General features: G+C 58.8%; 13 protein-coding genes and 1 pseudogene. 3 read left to right on the forward strand and 11 right to left on the reverse strand.

Going from position 1 to position 14,344, the window contains the following annotated elements; genetic code table 11:
* Nucleotides 1-221: 221 nt before the first annotated feature.
* A pseudogene (locus tag RGR602_RS39000) lies at nt 222-338 on the forward strand (IS110 family transposase); the annotation flags it as partial.
* 68 nt (nt 339-406) lie between these two features.
* Here RGR602_RS39000 and RGR602_RS31245 read toward each other — a convergent pair.
* From RGR602_RS31245 to RGR602_RS31260, 4 genes are all read right to left on the reverse strand, one after another.
* Entirely contained in the window at nt 407-1,177 is a 771-nt protein-coding gene (locus RGR602_RS31245) for an SDR family NAD(P)-dependent oxidoreductase (protein WP_040115833.1), read from the reverse strand.
* Between the two features lie 141 nt (nt 1,178-1,318).
* Nucleotides 1,319-1,690, reverse strand: a complete 372-nt coding sequence (locus RGR602_RS31250) for a hypothetical protein (protein ID WP_040115834.1) — start codon at nt 1,688-1,690, stop codon at nt 1,319-1,321.
* A complete protein-coding gene (locus RGR602_RS37830; RefSeq protein WP_166677368.1) occupies nt 1,687-1,833 on the reverse strand; it encodes a hypothetical protein in 147 nt (48 codons plus the stop codon). The genes RGR602_RS31250 and RGR602_RS37830 overlap by 4 nt, the downstream gene beginning before the upstream one ends.
* 457 nt (nt 1,834-2,290) lie before the next feature.
* Nucleotides 2,291-2,782 (reverse strand): Lrp/AsnC family transcriptional regulator, encoded by a 492-nt coding sequence (locus RGR602_RS31260; RefSeq protein ID WP_040115836.1) that lies wholly within the window; start codon nt 2,780-2,782, stop codon nt 2,291-2,293.
* 187 nt (nt 2,783-2,969) lie between these two features.
* Between RGR602_RS31260 and RGR602_RS37835 the strand changes: the two genes are divergently transcribed.
* Both RGR602_RS37835 and putA read left to right on the forward strand, forming a co-directional pair.
* Entirely contained in the window at nt 2,970-3,422 is a 453-nt protein-coding gene (locus RGR602_RS37835; RefSeq protein ID WP_133938599.1) for a hypothetical protein, read from the forward strand.
* Between the two features lie 49 nt (nt 3,423-3,471).
* The gene (gene putA, locus RGR602_RS31270; RefSeq protein ID WP_052451840.1) at nt 3,472-7,179 is read left to right on the forward strand and encodes a trifunctional transcriptional regulator/proline dehydrogenase/L-glutamate gamma-semialdehyde dehydrogenase; all 3,708 of its coding nucleotides are present in this window, start codon (nt 3,472-3,474) and stop codon (nt 7,177-7,179) included.
* Nucleotides 7,180-7,550: 371 nt separating this feature from the next.
* Here the strand turns inward: putA and RGR602_RS31280 are convergent, their stop codons facing one another.
* The 7 genes from RGR602_RS31280 to RGR602_RS31310 all read right to left on the reverse strand — a co-directional run bounded on the left by RGR602_RS31280 (nt 7,551) and on the right by RGR602_RS31310 (nt 14,296).
* Nucleotides 7,551-8,441, reverse strand: a complete 891-nt coding sequence (locus RGR602_RS31280; protein ID WP_223844093.1) for a LysR substrate-binding domain-containing protein — start codon at nt 8,439-8,441, stop codon at nt 7,551-7,553.
* A 284-nt stretch (nt 8,442-8,725) separates the two neighbouring features.
* Nucleotides 8,726-9,460, reverse strand: coding sequence for an MOSC domain-containing protein (locus tag RGR602_RS39960; RefSeq protein ID WP_040115839.1), 735 nt, complete (start codon nt 9,458-9,460; stop codon nt 8,726-8,728).
* Between the two features lie 2 nt (nt 9,461-9,462).
* Nucleotides 9,463-10,473, reverse strand: coding sequence for a GlxA family transcriptional regulator (locus tag RGR602_RS31290; RefSeq protein WP_040116648.1), 1,011 nt, complete (start codon nt 10,471-10,473; stop codon nt 9,463-9,465).
* An 84-nt stretch (nt 10,474-10,557) separates the two neighbouring features.
* Nucleotides 10,558-11,397 carry an ABC transporter permease gene (locus RGR602_RS31295; RefSeq protein ID WP_040115840.1) on the reverse strand — a complete coding sequence of 280 codons (840 nt, stop codon included), beginning with the start codon at nt 11,395-11,397 and terminating at the stop codon, nt 10,558-10,560.
* On the reverse strand, nt 11,394-12,242 hold the full coding sequence (locus RGR602_RS31300; RefSeq protein ID WP_040115841.1) for an ABC transporter permease: 849 nt from the start codon (nt 12,240-12,242) through the stop codon (nt 11,394-11,396). The genes RGR602_RS31295 and RGR602_RS31300 overlap by 4 nt, the downstream gene beginning before the upstream one ends.
* 22 nt (nt 12,243-12,264) lie before the next feature.
* A complete protein-coding gene (locus RGR602_RS31305) occupies nt 12,265-13,356 on the reverse strand; it encodes a quaternary amine ABC transporter ATP-binding protein (RefSeq protein ID WP_040115842.1) in 1,092 nt (363 codons plus the stop codon).
* Between the two features lie 88 nt (nt 13,357-13,444).
* Entirely contained in the window at nt 13,445-14,296 is an 852-nt protein-coding gene (locus tag RGR602_RS31310) for a glycine betaine ABC transporter substrate-binding protein (RefSeq protein WP_040115843.1), read from the reverse strand.
* Nucleotides 14,297-14,344: the final 48 nt, after the last annotated feature.

Genomic DNA, 14,344 nt, shown 5'->3' on the forward strand with positions numbered 1-14,344 from the left:
TGCGCCGTCCTGCAAAAGCGGTGTTTTCTGTTGGGGGACGAGAATTTCAACGGCATCTCTCGCGCGATCTCGAACCCCAGTGACCGATAGACGGCCTCGCCGGCCTCGAATGAGTGTAAGACCGTAATGTCCGTCTTCGTGCCTGAGGTGGCTCGCCCTACACTGGTCTTGCGAGGGTTGCTCGGATAGGCCGAGCCGATCCTCACGATAGGAGGACGAGCCTGGCAGATTATAGAGAAGCTTTTGTCGGAATCGATGTTGCCAAGCTGAAGAATGCTATCGCTGTTGCCGGATCGGGCCGAGACGGAGAGGTCCGCTACGTCGGCGCCGATGACGCAAGGCGATCTTATCCGGGCAAACGTTGTTCTCGTCTGCATAAGACTTGCGCTGCAGGAGCGCCTCGGCCTCAGGCGACAGACCATCCACCGTCCACCAGCAGGTTCGCGCCGGTGATGAGGCTCGCAGCCGGTGATGCAAGGAAGACTACGGCACCCACCACATCATCGGTTTCACCGATCCGGCCTAGTGGAATGTGAGCGAGCGTCGCTTTGCGATTGTCGGCATCGGCTAGAAAAGGTGCTGTACCATCCGTGTGGATGAACGTCGGCGATACGGCATTTACGGTGACATCATAGCGTGCCCATTCGGCTGCAAGGCAGCGCGTGAGGTGATTAATTGCCGCCTTGCTCATGCAATAGATTGCCTCGCCGCGCAGTGCCACGGTACCGGCCTGTGAGCTGATGTTGATGATCCGGCCTCTATTGCGCTTGATCATGTGACGGCCTACTGCCTGCGTCATCAGAAAGGTGCCCTTGATGTTGACATCGAGTATCTCGTCAAGGTCCTTCTCCTCAACGAGTTCCGCAAGATTGCCCGGAGCTACGCCGACGTTGTTGACGAGGACGTCGATCCGACCGAACGTCGCAAGCGCCCCGTCGACGGCTTGCGCGATATGGGCCTTATTGGGAATGTCCAGTTTAACTGGGAGAACTTTTCGTCCCGCGCTCTCGATTTCGGCAACCAGGCCCGCCGACGCTGCGACATCGCGGACCCCCAAAACGATATCGGAGCCTGCTGCGGCACAGGCAAGCGCGCAAGCTCGACCGATGCCACGGCTCGCTCCCGTCACCAAAGTCACCTTGCCCCCAAGGCTGAAGTCCGGCGCATTCCTCTGCATGATGTGCCTCCAATGATGAAGCCATTTATGGCAGCGTCGGCGTGCTGATGCCAGATGTTCTGCGCGTGCTGAGGAGCGTCCCTTTAACCGATGGGAGATCCTGAGGCACAGTCTGGATGAAATCCACGGCAGCGGACCTAGCTACCAACGATCGCGATCGATGCGGGCCGGAACCATCGCCGCAGGGATGCCTGGCGCACCCTGGCGAAGATGAAGCACCCATCGTGCGAGCGCGATCGCGGCAAGAACCGCTACTCCCATGCGAAGCCACGGATCGGCGCCGACGCGGCTCCCCCCCTCGGCTTTGAGCTGACCAGGGAACGGGGCCAGCTGCTCACGCAGGTCGGCAACGTCCTTCCGGAGCCAGGCAACCTCCCGCAGGGCCGATTGCAGCTCATCCTCGCCTGGTAGGTCTTCGGCCGGATCGTCGGCCGAGGCGCCCTCCTCCACGTCCGCAAGGTGTTCACGAAGCTGGGTGGGACTGTCAAAGCCCTTGAAACGGATGTTCGTCATTGCCTTTGCCTCAGTGCGTTTTCGCGATCGTCGTCCGCTCCCTTGGCTTTGCGGCGACTATCGGCTGACAGGGAGCGGAGGTTTTTGTCGCTGGGCATGTAGCGCTTGCCCATGCCGGTATTCGTGAATTCCCGCCTGGCCATGGTGCGTCTCCTTGCTGTGCGTGGGGAACGCTTCAGGCCCCAAAAAGATGCATCGGCGGCGATCGGAGGCGCAGGTCGAACTGACGTGCACAGAACCATAAGCCTCCTTCAACCCGAAACGGACGCAGTCAGGCATCAGGCGCCGCCATCCACGTCGGTTGGATGGGAAGCGTCCTCCGCCTGACAAAATCGCGGCGGCACACGTCCTGCGGATTGAACCTTGACGAGAGACCGCCACAGGCGTGGCGGGTCCTCGTCGCGAGCATTTGTCCAATTCTGAAAAGTCCGATGACGACCCAGGCAAGCTGACCGCGCCCACGATGACGCAATCCGGCAACGATATCCGTGCCGACCGTTGACATAAAACGCACCGGCCACACGCAAAATCGTGCAAGGTTCGAGTATGTCCAGCCAATCTCATAACGCTAAAAGAACATGCGGAAGCCGTAGCCGGGCGCTAGCTTGCGTAGCTAGACCCGCTCCAGTTCTCTTTCACCGTTTCCATGGCGACATTCGTCGATGTGCTCGCCACAAACGGCAAGTTTGAAATCCGTTCGCCAAGTACGTGTCTATAGCGGCGTATGTCACGCGTCCTGATCTTGAGCAAATAATCAAAGCGTCCGGCAATCATGTGACATTCCTCGACTTCCTTGATCTTCTTGACTGCCGCATTGAAGGCGCGAAGCGCATCTTCCTGAGTGTTTGAGAGTTTGACCTCCGCAAAGGCTATATGCTCCAGATTCAGTTTCGAGGGGTTGATGACGGCTTTGAACCCTTCAATGTAGCCGTCAACAATGAGCCGTTTAAATCGCAGCTGGCAAGGCGTCTTAGAAAGCCCGACGCGCGCCGCAAGATCGGTGATCGACATCCTTCCGTCGTCGGAGAGCGCTTCGAGAATCTTCCTGTCGAATAGGTCAAGTTCACTAATTTCATGCTCATCTTTAGTCATTTCACACAGCTCCGCGCGCAACAATAAATCCATACAGGCTATAAACCAGTAAAATCAAGTCTGAATGCCTTGATCGTGCGTGCTAGTGTGGATTGCTTGCTGAGGAGGAATGCCACCCTGACCAGCCCCGTTAGAATACAGGATCCGCAACCACAGAGATTCGTTTCTGAAGCGTGTCGAGACTTACATGGACCGCGCGCTCGCCTGCCTTCCCCTGCCGGAAGGTTTGTTGAACGCATCCAGGCGTACAATTCGACGTATGGCCTCGTTTCGGCACCCGACCGGGCGGGCGGAGTTTGATCCGACCCGATGCTTTCGTGATGCAAGTGGCATTATCTTGTCGTATTTTGAAGAAGTAATGAACGTGGTGCATATTCCATTCGGTCTCATGGAGCGTCGCAGCCGGGAACGCCGCAATTTTCAAAACACGCAGGCACTCGAAGAGATGACGGGCAAGAAGGTTCCCACCGACATCCGCGACGACTTCCCGAAGGGCGGCAGCGAGATCGTTCAGCTCCGCTTTCGCAAGGTTGAGGTTGTGCGCGGCGCTTACGACCGCACGGTGCCGCGCTGCACGCCTCTCCGGAGATCAAGGACTTCGGAACGGGCGCGCATGATACCCCTCCAACCGCATCACTGACGCTTACAACGCAATCGGCATCCAACACAGCGAACTGAAAGGCACCAAAATGTCGAGCCAATCCGACAAAATCCACAAGGACAACACTTTGCCGAACCCGATGCCTTTTTCGCTGTTTGCACCACCAATCAGAGCACAGACGCCCCTGCGACAGGCAATCACCGCAGCATATCGTCGTCCCGAGCCCGAATGCCTTCCTCCCCTCGTAGAAGCGGCACGGGCGCCTTCCTGGGCGAAGGCCGATGCGGCTAAGACCGCGCGCAGCCTCATCGAAGCCCTGCGTGCCAAGCACAAGGGTACCGGGGTCGAGGGGCTTGTGCATGAATATTCTCTCTCAAGCCAGGAGGGTGTCGCCCTCATGTGCCTTGCCGAAGCCCTGCTGCGCATCCCCGACGCTGAAACCCGCGACGCATTGATCCGCGACAAGATCGCCGAGGGAGACTGGAAGTCGCATCTGGGCGGCACGAAGTCGATGTTTGTGAATGCCGCAACCTGGGGCCTTGTGGTCACCGGTAAACTGACGTCCACCGTCAACGACCGCAGCCTGGCTGCAGCGCTTACTCGTCTCATCGCGCGCGCCGGCGAGCCGGTGATCCGGCGTGGCGTCGATATGGCGATGCGCATGATGGGCGAACAGTTCGTCACCGGTGAGACGATCGACGAAGCACTGAAGCGCGCCCGGCCGCTCGAAGCCCGCGGCTTCCGCTACTCCTATGACATGCTCGGGGAAGCTGCCACAACTGCTGTAGATGCAGAACGCTATTATCGCGATTACGAGGCAGCGATCCATGCGATCGGCAAGGCCTCCAATGGCCGCGGCATATATGAAGGGCCTGGAATATCCATCAAGCTCTCGGCGCTTCATCCACGTTACGCCCGCGCTCAGGCAGACCGCGTGATGGGCGAATTGCTGCCGCGGGTAAAGCAGCTCGCGCTCCTGGCAAAGAAGTACGAGATCGGTCTCAACATCGACGCCGAGGAGGCCGACAGGCTCGAACTCTCTCTCGACCTACTCGAAGAATTGAGCCTCGACCAGGATCTCAGCGGCTGGAACGGTCTCGGTTTCGTGGTGCAGGCCTATGGCAAGCGCTCCCCCTTCGTCCTCGACTACATCATTGATCTTGCCCGCCGTTCCGGTCGCCGGATGATGGTGCGGCTGGTCAAGGGCGCCTATTGGGATGCCGAAATCAAACGCGCACAGCTCGACGGCCTTGAAGACTTTCCCGTCTTCACCCGCAAGGTTCATACCGACGTTTCCTATATTGCCTGTGCGCGCAAGCTGCTCGCTGCCGTCGATTTAGTCTTCCCTCAGTTTGCCACTCACAACGCGCAAACGCTTGCGATGATATATCATCTGGCCGGTCCGGAATTTCAGGTTGGAAAATACGAGTTCCAATGCCTGCACGGCATGGGCGAACCGCTCTATGACGAGGTCGTCGGCAAGGCCAAGCTTAATCGACCGTGCCGCATCTATGCGCCAGTCGGCACGCATGAGACCTTGCTCGCCTATCTCGTCCGCCGCCTTCTCGAAAATGGCGCAAACTCATCGTTCGTAAACCGCATCTCTGATCCAAACATCTCGGTCGATGAGCTTGTTGCAGATCCTGTGGACGTCGTCGAAGCCATGCCCGTGGTCGGCATGCCGCATGACCAGATCGCACTTCCGGCTGCGCTTTTCGGAAAGGACCGGCTCAATTCGAAGGGGATTGACCTTTCGAATGAAGCAGCCTTGTCGGAGCTTTCCGCTAATCTCGCCGCCACCCTTTCCCGATACTTCCATGCCATGCCGTTACTCGCCGACGGCTCGCAGGACGGTGAGACACGGCCGATTGCCAATCCGGCCGATCACTCCGATATCGTGGGTCACGTTACGGAGCTCAAGGTTGACGATGCGCCCAGAGTTGCACGTATGGCTGCCGATGGTGTCGCAGAATGGGCTGCGTTGTCGCCTCGTGAGCGAGCAGCCTGCCTTGATAGAGCCGCCGACATAATGCAGGCCCGCATCGAGATACTGATGGCCATCGCCATGCGAGAAGCAGGCAAGTCAGCCGCCAACGCGGTCGGCGAAGTCCGCGAAGCGATCGACTTCCTGCGCTATTATGCCGACCAGGCACGCAAGACGCTCGGTCCAGCGCATGCACCGCTCGGCGCGATCGTCTGCATCAGCCCCTGGAACTTCCCGCTGGCGATCTTCACGGGTCAGGTGGCGGCCGCCCTTGTGGCCGGCAATTCGGTGATGGCGAAACCCGCTGGCGTCACCCCGATCATCGCTTATGAAAGCGTGAAAATCCTGCATGAAGCCGGCGTGCCGCGTGGCGCGCTGCAGTTCGTGCCCGGCAGCGGCCGTCTCGGAGCTGCACTGGTGGCGGCCCCGGAAACGGCAGGGGTCATGTTTACCGGCTCGACCGAGGTCGCCCGTCAAATCCAGGCCCAGCTAAGTGAGTGCCTCTCGCCGGCCGGAAAACCAATACCCTTGATTGCGGAAACGGGCGGACAAAATGGGATGATCGTGGATTCCTCGGCGCTCGCCGAGCAGGTTGTTGCCGACGTGATTGCCTCCGCCTTCGACAGCGCCGGCCAGCGTTGCTCGGCTTTGCGGGTGCTTTGCCTCCAGGATGACGTCGCCGACAGGACGCTCGCCATGTTGAAGGGGGCGTTGAAGGAGCTCAGGATCGGACGCACCGACCGGCTCAACATCGACGTCGGACCGGTGATTTCCGAACAGGCAAAGGCCGAGATCGACCAGCACATCGAACGGATGCGCTCGCTGGGCTGCAAGGTGGAGCAATTGCCGCTTCCCGACACTGCGGCTCTTGGCACCTTCGTTCCGCCGACGATCATCGAACTGAAGCAGATGTCGGACCTGACGCGCGAAGTGTTCGGACCTGTGCTGCATGTCATCCGCTATCGCCGCGAAGATCTCGATCGCTTGATCGACGATATCAACAATTCCGGTTACGGCCTCACTTTCGGGCTCCATACGCGACTGGACGAGACAATCGAGCACGTCACGGGACGGGTGAAAGCGGGCAATCTCTACGTCAACCGCAACATCATCGGCGCGGTGGTCGGCGTCCAGCCCTTCGGCGGGCGGGGTTTGTCCGGCACGGGACCCAAGGCAGGCGGGCCCCTCTACATCGGCCGTCTCGTACAGCGCGCGCCCGTCCCCCCGCAACACAGTTCGGTCCATACCGACCCTGCCCTTCGCGATTTCGCATCCTGGCTGGGCCGGAAAGGCCACAACGCCGAAGCCGAAGCAGCGCGCGAGCTTGCCGCGATTTCCGCGCTCGGGCTCGAAAAGGAACTGGCGGGACCTGTGGGCGAACGAAACCTCTATGCCCTTCATCCAAGGGGGAGGATCCTCCTTGCGCCGGTAACCGCAAAGGGCCTCTTCCGTCAGCTTGCGGCGGCATTGGCCACCGGAAACCAGATGGTGATCGATCGTGCGTCGAACCTTGAGATCGCCCTCACCGCGCTTCCAGCGTCCGTTTTGGCTAGGATCTCCTGGAGTTCGAACTGGGAATCCGACGGTCCATTCTCCGGCGCCCTGGTCGAAGGGGATGTGGAACGCACAGGCTCTATCAACAAAAGGATTGCGGCCTTGAAGGGGCCTCTTGTCCTCGTTCAGTCGGCCACGACCGATGAACTTGCAAAAGATCACGAGGCATATTGCCTCAATTGGCTGCTGGAAGAGGTTTCGATTTCGATCAACACGGCTGCGGCCGGCGGCAATGCAAGCCTCATGACGATTGGCTGACACGGGGAAGTGCCGCGCATGTCCGGATCAGACCGCGCGGCCGCTTCCGCCACCGCAATTTTGAAAGTTGAGAACGACCATGCCCACGGAACCGAAATCCGAAGAAAGTTCTGAGGAACTTCCGGAGCATTACCGCCCTATCGCACTGAGGGCGGTATTGGCAGCATGCGCGGTAAAAGGCGAGCACAAGAAGCCGGCGGCAGTTCAAGATCTTGAAATATTAGGGGTCTTGCCCGAAGGCTTTCACATGCCACACGATCTCGAGAGCTGAGGGTCTTCCCACGGCTTTCTCCTGACGGCCGGCCAATGGCTCAACTTGCGTTGGCCTGCGCGGTCCGAAAAGCGCCATTTAGCGGCGGCTCGTCTATGTGCTACCGGTCCGGTTCGCAGTCGCGTGCTTCATGTTTCAGCCATTCGACAAACTGTGCGACGCGAGCATTCTTGGCGCTTCGCGACGGCTCAATGACGAAATAGCCGTTTCGCGTTGCGATCGAATCCTCGGTCAGCCTGACCAGGGCCTTCTGATCCAACAGGTTTTGGACAAGACGCTTCCACCCCAACGCGATGCCCTGCCCGTTCAAGGCTGCGTAGATGGCTTCCGTATAAAAGCTGCATCGCAATCCCGACGGCCGCCTTGGGGCTCGGATTGCAAAGGCGGCGAACCACTCGTCCCATCCTGTCCAGCTTGGATCTTCAGTATCAGAGCTGATGAGAGGATGCCGGGTTAGGTCGTGCAGGTCTGCAAACCCCTCCAGCTTCGCCTGGTAGTGCGGGCTGCAGACTGGGAAAATCTCGTCCTCGAAGAGAAGCTCGGCTCTACCGTCTGACCACATCCCATTTCCGTAGCGGATCGCCAAATCGACATCGCCTCCATCGAGGCTTACAGCATTGTCCTGAGAGATGATCCGTAGCGGGATCTCAGGGTGCTTTCTGGAAAATGAGGCGATCTTCGGCAAAAGCCAGAAATGGGAGAAGGCGACGCTGGCCGAGATTGTAAGGCCTTCGTGGCTCTCGTCCCTTTTTATCTCCGCGATTGTGTCGGCCATGAGGTTAAAGGCCGTTGTTGCAGCCGCAGAGAGCAAGCGACCTTTGTCTGTGGCTTCGATCTTTCGATGCAGGCGCCGGAAGAGCGGAAAGCCAAGGCTTTCTTCCAGCAGATGGATCTGACGGCTGACGGCTGCTTGCGTGACGCCCAATTCGCGCGCCGCCTTCGTGAAGCTCCCTACCCGGGCAACAGCCTCAAATGCTGTCAATCCGGTCAAAGGCGGAAGCTTTCTTCGCAAACTGACCAAGGCAGCCCGACCTCCGATGAACTTGTCCGCCTGTCTTGCTAGCATTACATTGATTATGTCAAGTAACGTTGAAAACCTCGCGGCAGAAGCCGTTTTTCGGGGTTCACCGCGATTAAAACATGACCCCTGATTATGGCACGGTGTGAGAGCTCGAAGCGCGGCAGCAGCTGTTGAAAAGCCTTTCTCGCACCTTTCGCCTAAGCAGCTCATATAAAAGCGCTGACCTCTTGCCGTGGCGGCGGCGGTTGTAAGCCTTAAAGAAGCACGCTGTCGCCCACGCTCAAAGTGCCCCTATGACCGGGCCGGCAATAGACGCCCATATTCCGGTTGCCATGCCGCATGACATTCCTGAGTATTTCGGGATCATTCTCAAGGCCCTCCTGAGCGATAATTGTAAATCCACATCGTTTTGTCGGGGCAACGATGGCGCTTGGGACGGCTCCCAGGTGGAGCGGACACCCCACCCAGTCCAGCTCGGCAAAGCCTTTGATGTCGGCGTCAGATTTCACGAATATATTGGGCCTGAATCTGCGTCGGTCCGGATCGCCGTCGGGATCGATGGACTTGAGGTGTTCCACAGAAGCGCTCGTCAGCAGATGGAGTGGCGCGACGTCATATCGATTGACGGCAAGATCCGTTTCAGCCGTAGCGTTTGCGGAACATTGATACGGTCTCACAGCCACTTCGAAACCGAAGAATGCCGACAAAAGATGGGCGAGATACGGTGCACCGGTCGCAAGCCAATCTTCGTCCGGCACTTGGATTTCCACTTCACCGGCAGCCGTCGTTCTGGATTTGACGAATGCGGCTTTATGCCAACGCTGATCGCGTTCGGGATGTGCAACAATTCCCGTCGCTACCTCCACAAGGGCAAAGCGTCGATCACCGATCAATCCGTCGATGGAAACCTCTGCATGATCCAGCCGCTCTCCTGCGACTGAACTTACCGGATAGCGCCAAAGTTCACTGATCTTTCCTATTTGGCGCACGTTTAGTGAACTCCCACGGTCGTCGCGCGAAGCTGAGAGGGAGTCTGTCCGAATATGCGCTTGAACGTTCTGGTGAAATGCGACGCGTTTTCGAAGCCGACGTCGAGGGCGATCTCGATCATCGGCAGTCTTGAATGGGCCAGCAGAGACTTTGCACGCTCCATGCGCACACGGGTATAGGCCTGGGCTGGCGACATTCCGGTCTTCTCAAGGAATACGCGCTCGAGTTGGCGCCGCGACAGTCCCACCGACGCCGCCAGCGCCGGGATCGAGATCCCGTCTTCCAGATGCTGTTCCATCGTGATCATCGCGGCCTTCACGCGTGCATCGTCATAGTTCTCATGGAGCGGCCGGCGGGGCTGCACATCTGCAGGAGACCGCGCCCTTTCGATCTGCAGAACCTCCAAGGCGTTTCGCTCCGCCTCCCGGCTGATGTAGCGCCGCACGAGCAAGGCGGCCATGTCGGCGGCGCTACTTCCGCCTGCGCAAGATCCGCGCTGGCGATCGAGATTGAAAAGCCGATCCGACCGCACCGGAAGATCGGGAAAACTCTCCCGGAAACTCTTGGCATGCAGCCAGCTTACGCACGTCTCGTGACGTGTCATCAGTCCGGCGTCCGCAAGAATGAACGTACCGGTGCAAAGCCCAATCAGCGGCACCTTTTGGACGGAGGCCCGCTTCAGGAAGGCAATCGTGTCCTGGTCAACAGGCCGTTCCACGCAAAGCAGCCCGCCAACCACGACGATGTAGTCGAAACGGGACGGATCGACGAAGTCCGACGTGGGAGCGACCTGGACACCGCAGCTCGATGTAATCAGATGTCTGGTACTTCCCAGGACCTGCCAGTCGGCAAGGACCCTCCCGGAACGATCAGCTTCGTCACTCGCCAGGCGCAGGGTATCGATGAACAGCGCAAAGGCCGAAAGCGTAAACGATCGAGCCAGAACGAAGCCCACCTTCAGACGCTTAGCTGGCTCGGTAGCATCGCAGGATCGGCAATCTTCTGGTCGCATCATCTTGTCTCCTTGGTACAGTTGCTCGCTGGAACAGACGTTCATTCGATCCGAAAACCGCGAGCAAGCGGCGTGCATCAATCCTTAGAAAGGTTGGCGATTAAACAAGCCACGGGACAACCGGTCCAGCAGCAGCGCGACGGCGACGATTGCCAGGCCGGCTCGCAACCCAAGACCCATCTCCATACGTGTCAAACCGCGCGTCACCTCTGCGCCGAGACCACCTGCTCCCACAAGTCCAGCCAACACGACCATCGCCAGAGACAGAAGAATGCATTGGTTGAGCCCGACAAGGAGCGTCTGCTTGGCCAGGGGGATCTCGATCTTCCAAAGCACCGATCGCGGATGGGCGCCGATGGCGCTGCCAAGCTCCATGAACTCCTTCGGCACCTGGTTGAATGCCAGTGTCGTCAAACGCAGCATTGGCGGAATGCCGTAGACGATCGTGGCAATAATTGCCGGTACCCGTCCGAGGCTGAAAATCATGACCGCCGGGATGAGATAGACCCACGGCGGAACCGTCTGCATCACGTCGAGAACCGGTCGAACCATTGCCTCCAAGGTCTTGTGGCGTGAGCACAGCACGCCGATCGGAAATGCAATGAGAACGGATATCAACACGGCAACGGTCACCAGAGCGACTGTCTGCATCGAGGCCGTCCACAGTCCCACGAGCAGGCAGAAACCGAGGCAAAGACCCGCGAGGATTGCGGCACGGAGGCCGACCGCCGCGAATGCCAAAACGATGACAGTCGCAATCAAAGCATAGGGCGGCACTAAAAGGAGCGCGGCCTCTATTCCAGACAGAACCGCTTCGACAACGTAACTGATCGTAGCGAACAAAGGATGAAGGTTGGCGTTGAGCCAATCGACTGCTGGGGCCAGGAAGGCGCCAGGCGAAAACTGAACGGTCGTAGCGTTCATGACGTCCTCCCCGCACCGAGGCGTGCTGCGCTCTGGGTTATCCGGTCAAGCACCATGGTAAGTACCACGATGGCGATCGCTCCGTTGATCGAGGTTGCGATATCGAGCGTTCGGATCGCGCCGTAGATCGTTTCCCCGAGCCCGCCGGATCCGACGATACCTGCGATGACGACCATGCCGAATGCCATCATCAGGCTTTGATTGATCCCTGCCATGATACTGGGAAGCGCAAACGGAAGGCGGATCTTGAAGAACATCTTGGCTGGCGTGATGCCGCTTGCCTCGCCGAGCTCGATGAATTCCCTGGGCGTCATCCGGATGCCAAGAGACGTCAGCCGGATGGCAGGAGGCATGGCGACGACGACGGTCGCAATCAGCGCCGTGGCCGGCCCGTAGCCGAGCAGCGCGATCGCCGGCAGCAGGTAGATGTATGGCGGAAGCGTCTGGATCAAATCCAGGCCAGGCTCCATGAAGCGATCCAGGGCGGTGAAGAACCCGGCTGCAATGCCGATCGGAATTCCGATAGCCAACGCAAGTACGGTCGCTGTCAGCACCAGAGCCAAGGTGCTCATCGTCTCCGGCCAAAGGCCCATGGAAAAGCAGAGCGCGAGTGCAGCCCCACTCAATATGGCGAACCAGGCATTGACCAGCCGCCAGCCAACAAGCGCTATGACGAGAGCAACCACGTAGAAGGGTGGAAGCTCCAGGAGCCACAGGATCGCGTCGTAGAGCCCTTCGAGAACCCATCGAACGTAATCGAACAGGAACTCTCCGTTGTCACTCACCCACTCGAGCGCGGAGTCCGTCCATTCGTCAAAAATATCGGTGAAGCTTGAACTGTCCATGTCACTGAGCTCCAGGTTAGGGTCACGCCGCCGCGAGATCGTTTGTGGACGTGCCCTTGACGCCCATCAGAAGACTGCGTGGCGTGACCACGCCGACGACCTGATCGTTGTCTACGACGGCGATGGCATCACGCTCCGACTGCATCGTCAACGTGATGAGCTCGTCGATGTCGGCATCAGGCGTGGTGCGCGCCAGAGACGAAATGTCGGAGTTCGGCTCGCTTCGCTGGAAATCGGTGACGCTGCGCATGACAGAATGTGCCTTGATCAGATGAAGCCGGGATATGCCAGCGACGAATTCGGCGACGTAAGCATCAGCGGGATTGAGAATGATCTCCTCGGCCGTGCCGGTCTGGATGATCACGCCATCCTTCATGATGGCGATGCGATCGCCGATACGGATGGCCTCGTCCAGATCATGAGTGATGAAAACCGCGGACTTGCCCAGGGCTTTGGTGAGTTGTCTGAACTCATCCTGAAGCTGGCGCCGGATAAGGGGATCGAGCGCGCTGAACGGCTCGTCCATGAGGATGATTTCGGGGTCGGCCGCAAGCGCGCGGGCAAGACCGACGCGTTGCTGCATGCCGCCGGAAAGTTCTCTGGGATAGCGATTCACCCAGTCGGCAAGGCCGACCTTCTCCAAAGCCGCACTCGCCGTGGCGTTTCGCTCGGGCTTGGCAATTCCCTGCACCTCAAGGCCAAAGGCCGCGTTCTCCAGGACCGTCCTGTGGGGCAGGAGCGCCACACTCTGAAAAACCATTCCGATATTGCGGGCGCGCATCTGCCTGAGATCAACAGGTGACAAGGCAGCCAAGTCCCGTCCCTTCACCAGGACCTTTCCCGCACTGGGGGTGATCAGCTTGTTGAGGAGCCGGATGAGCGTCGACTTTCCGCTCCCCGACAGTCCCATGACGCAGAAGATTTCACCGCGCCGCACCTGGATGCTCGCATCGGATACGCCGACAACGCAGTTGAATTCCTGCAGGACCTGTTTTTTGCTGAGCCCGCGCTCGGCGATTGACTTCATCGCGGCAGAGGACTTGTCTCCGAAGACCTTCCAGAGGGATTGGCAGTCAATCAGGACTTCATTGATATCGACATTTGCGGCTTTCATAGCGATCCCCTTTGAGCCAATTGGCGCTGGCTTTTCTCGTTGGGCGTCGAGGTGGCCGCCCGACAAGATCGGAACAGCCACGACGCGATTAATATTTCTTGATGTTTTCCCAGCGCTTGATGAGATCGGCATGGGCGCCGATCCAGTCCTGGACAGCCTGGTCCATCGTCTTGCCATCCTTGACCTCGCCATTGATCGTGGTGATGTCAGCGAGTGGAACGTATACGCTGGCCATCACTTCACGTGCATGCGGGTTCTCTTCCGAAAAGCCCTTTTGACCGATCCAGTAGTAGCTCTGCGGCGGCGGGAAGACGCCCTTGGGGTCCTTCAGGTACTTCACCTCATACTTTTGGACCATCCACGACGGTTCCCAAATCGTCACCGCGACCCATTCCTTGCGGTCGTAGGCGGATTTCAGCGCCGCCGTCATCGCCGCCGTGCTGCCTTCGAGAAGCTGCAGCTTGATATCGTAGTCCTTGACCGCGTCCGACGTGTCACGCATGAGGCCGGAGCCCGGTTCGATCCCGACGATCTTGCCGCCGAACTTATCGGCGTTTTCGTTGAGCTGATCGAGCGAATCGATCGGGACATATTTAGGAACGGCGATACCCTGATAGAGACCGTGCGAAACGGGCGAAATCTTTTCCAGACGGTTCTTGTTCTTATCCCAGTAGTCCTGGGCGACGTAGTCGGTCTGAGAGGCGAGCACCTGGATGTCGCCCTTGGCAAGAGCGGCATAGGCAATGCCCCATTCGGAGAACTCGGTCACCTTCACGGTGTAGCCGGCGTCCTCAAGAACCTTCTTTGTTATTCCGGTGATGGGCGTCAGGTCTTCCCACGACAGCGTGCCCATGTTGATCGTCTTTTCTTCCGCATGCGCTGGAAGCATGCTCATTGCGATCATCGCAGCGGCGCAGAGCGCCCTCCACAAAGCCTTCATTATTCTTACTCCTAGTTCTCGTTCCCATTCTCATTGAAGTCCTGCGGG

It is taken from the genome of Rhizobium gallicum bv. gallicum R602sp (genome assembly GCF_000816845.1).
GTDB lineage: Bacteria > Pseudomonadota > Alphaproteobacteria > Rhizobiales > Rhizobiaceae > Rhizobium > Rhizobium gallicum.

Bases quoted from the DNA above. Each gene is read 5' to 3' on its own strand.
- RGR602_RS31295 (WP_040115840.1), bottom strand. From the start codon at position 11,397: ATGAACGCTACGACCGTTCAGTTTTCGCCTGGCGCCTTCCTGGCCCCA.
- RGR602_RS31300 (WP_040115841.1), bottom strand. From the start codon at position 12,242: ATGGACAGTTCAAGCTTCACCGATATTTTTGACGAATGGACGGACTCC.
- RGR602_RS37835 (WP_133938599.1), top strand. From the start codon at position 2,970: ATGGACCGCGCGCTCGCCTGCCTTCCCCTGCCGGAAGGTTTGTTGAAC.
- RGR602_RS31250 (WP_040115834.1), bottom strand. From the start codon at position 1,690: ATGACGAACATCCGTTTCAAGGGCTTTGACAGTCCCACCCAGCTTCGT.
- putA (WP_052451840.1), top strand. From the start codon at position 3,472: ATGTCGAGCCAATCCGACAAAATCCACAAGGACAACACTTTGCCGAAC.
- RGR602_RS31260 (WP_040115836.1), bottom strand. From the start codon at position 2,782: ATGACTAAAGATGAGCATGAAATTAGTGAACTTGACCTATTCGACAGG.
- RGR602_RS37830 (WP_166677368.1), bottom strand. From the start codon at position 1,833: ATGGCCAGGCGGGAATTCACGAATACCGGCATGGGCAAGCGCTACATG.
- RGR602_RS31245 (WP_040115833.1), bottom strand. From the start codon at position 1,177: ATGCAGAGGAATGCGCCGGACTTCAGCCTTGGGGGCAAGGTGACTTTG.
- RGR602_RS31310 (WP_040115843.1), bottom strand. From the start codon at position 14,296: ATGAAGGCTTTGTGGAGGGCGCTCTGCGCCGCTGCGATGATCGCAATG.
- RGR602_RS31305 (WP_040115842.1), bottom strand. From the start codon at position 13,356: ATGAAAGCCGCAAATGTCGATATCAATGAAGTCCTGATTGACTGCCAA.
- RGR602_RS31290 (WP_040116648.1), bottom strand. From the start codon at position 10,473: ATGCGACCAGAAGATTGCCGATCCTGCGATGCTACCGAGCCAGCTAAG.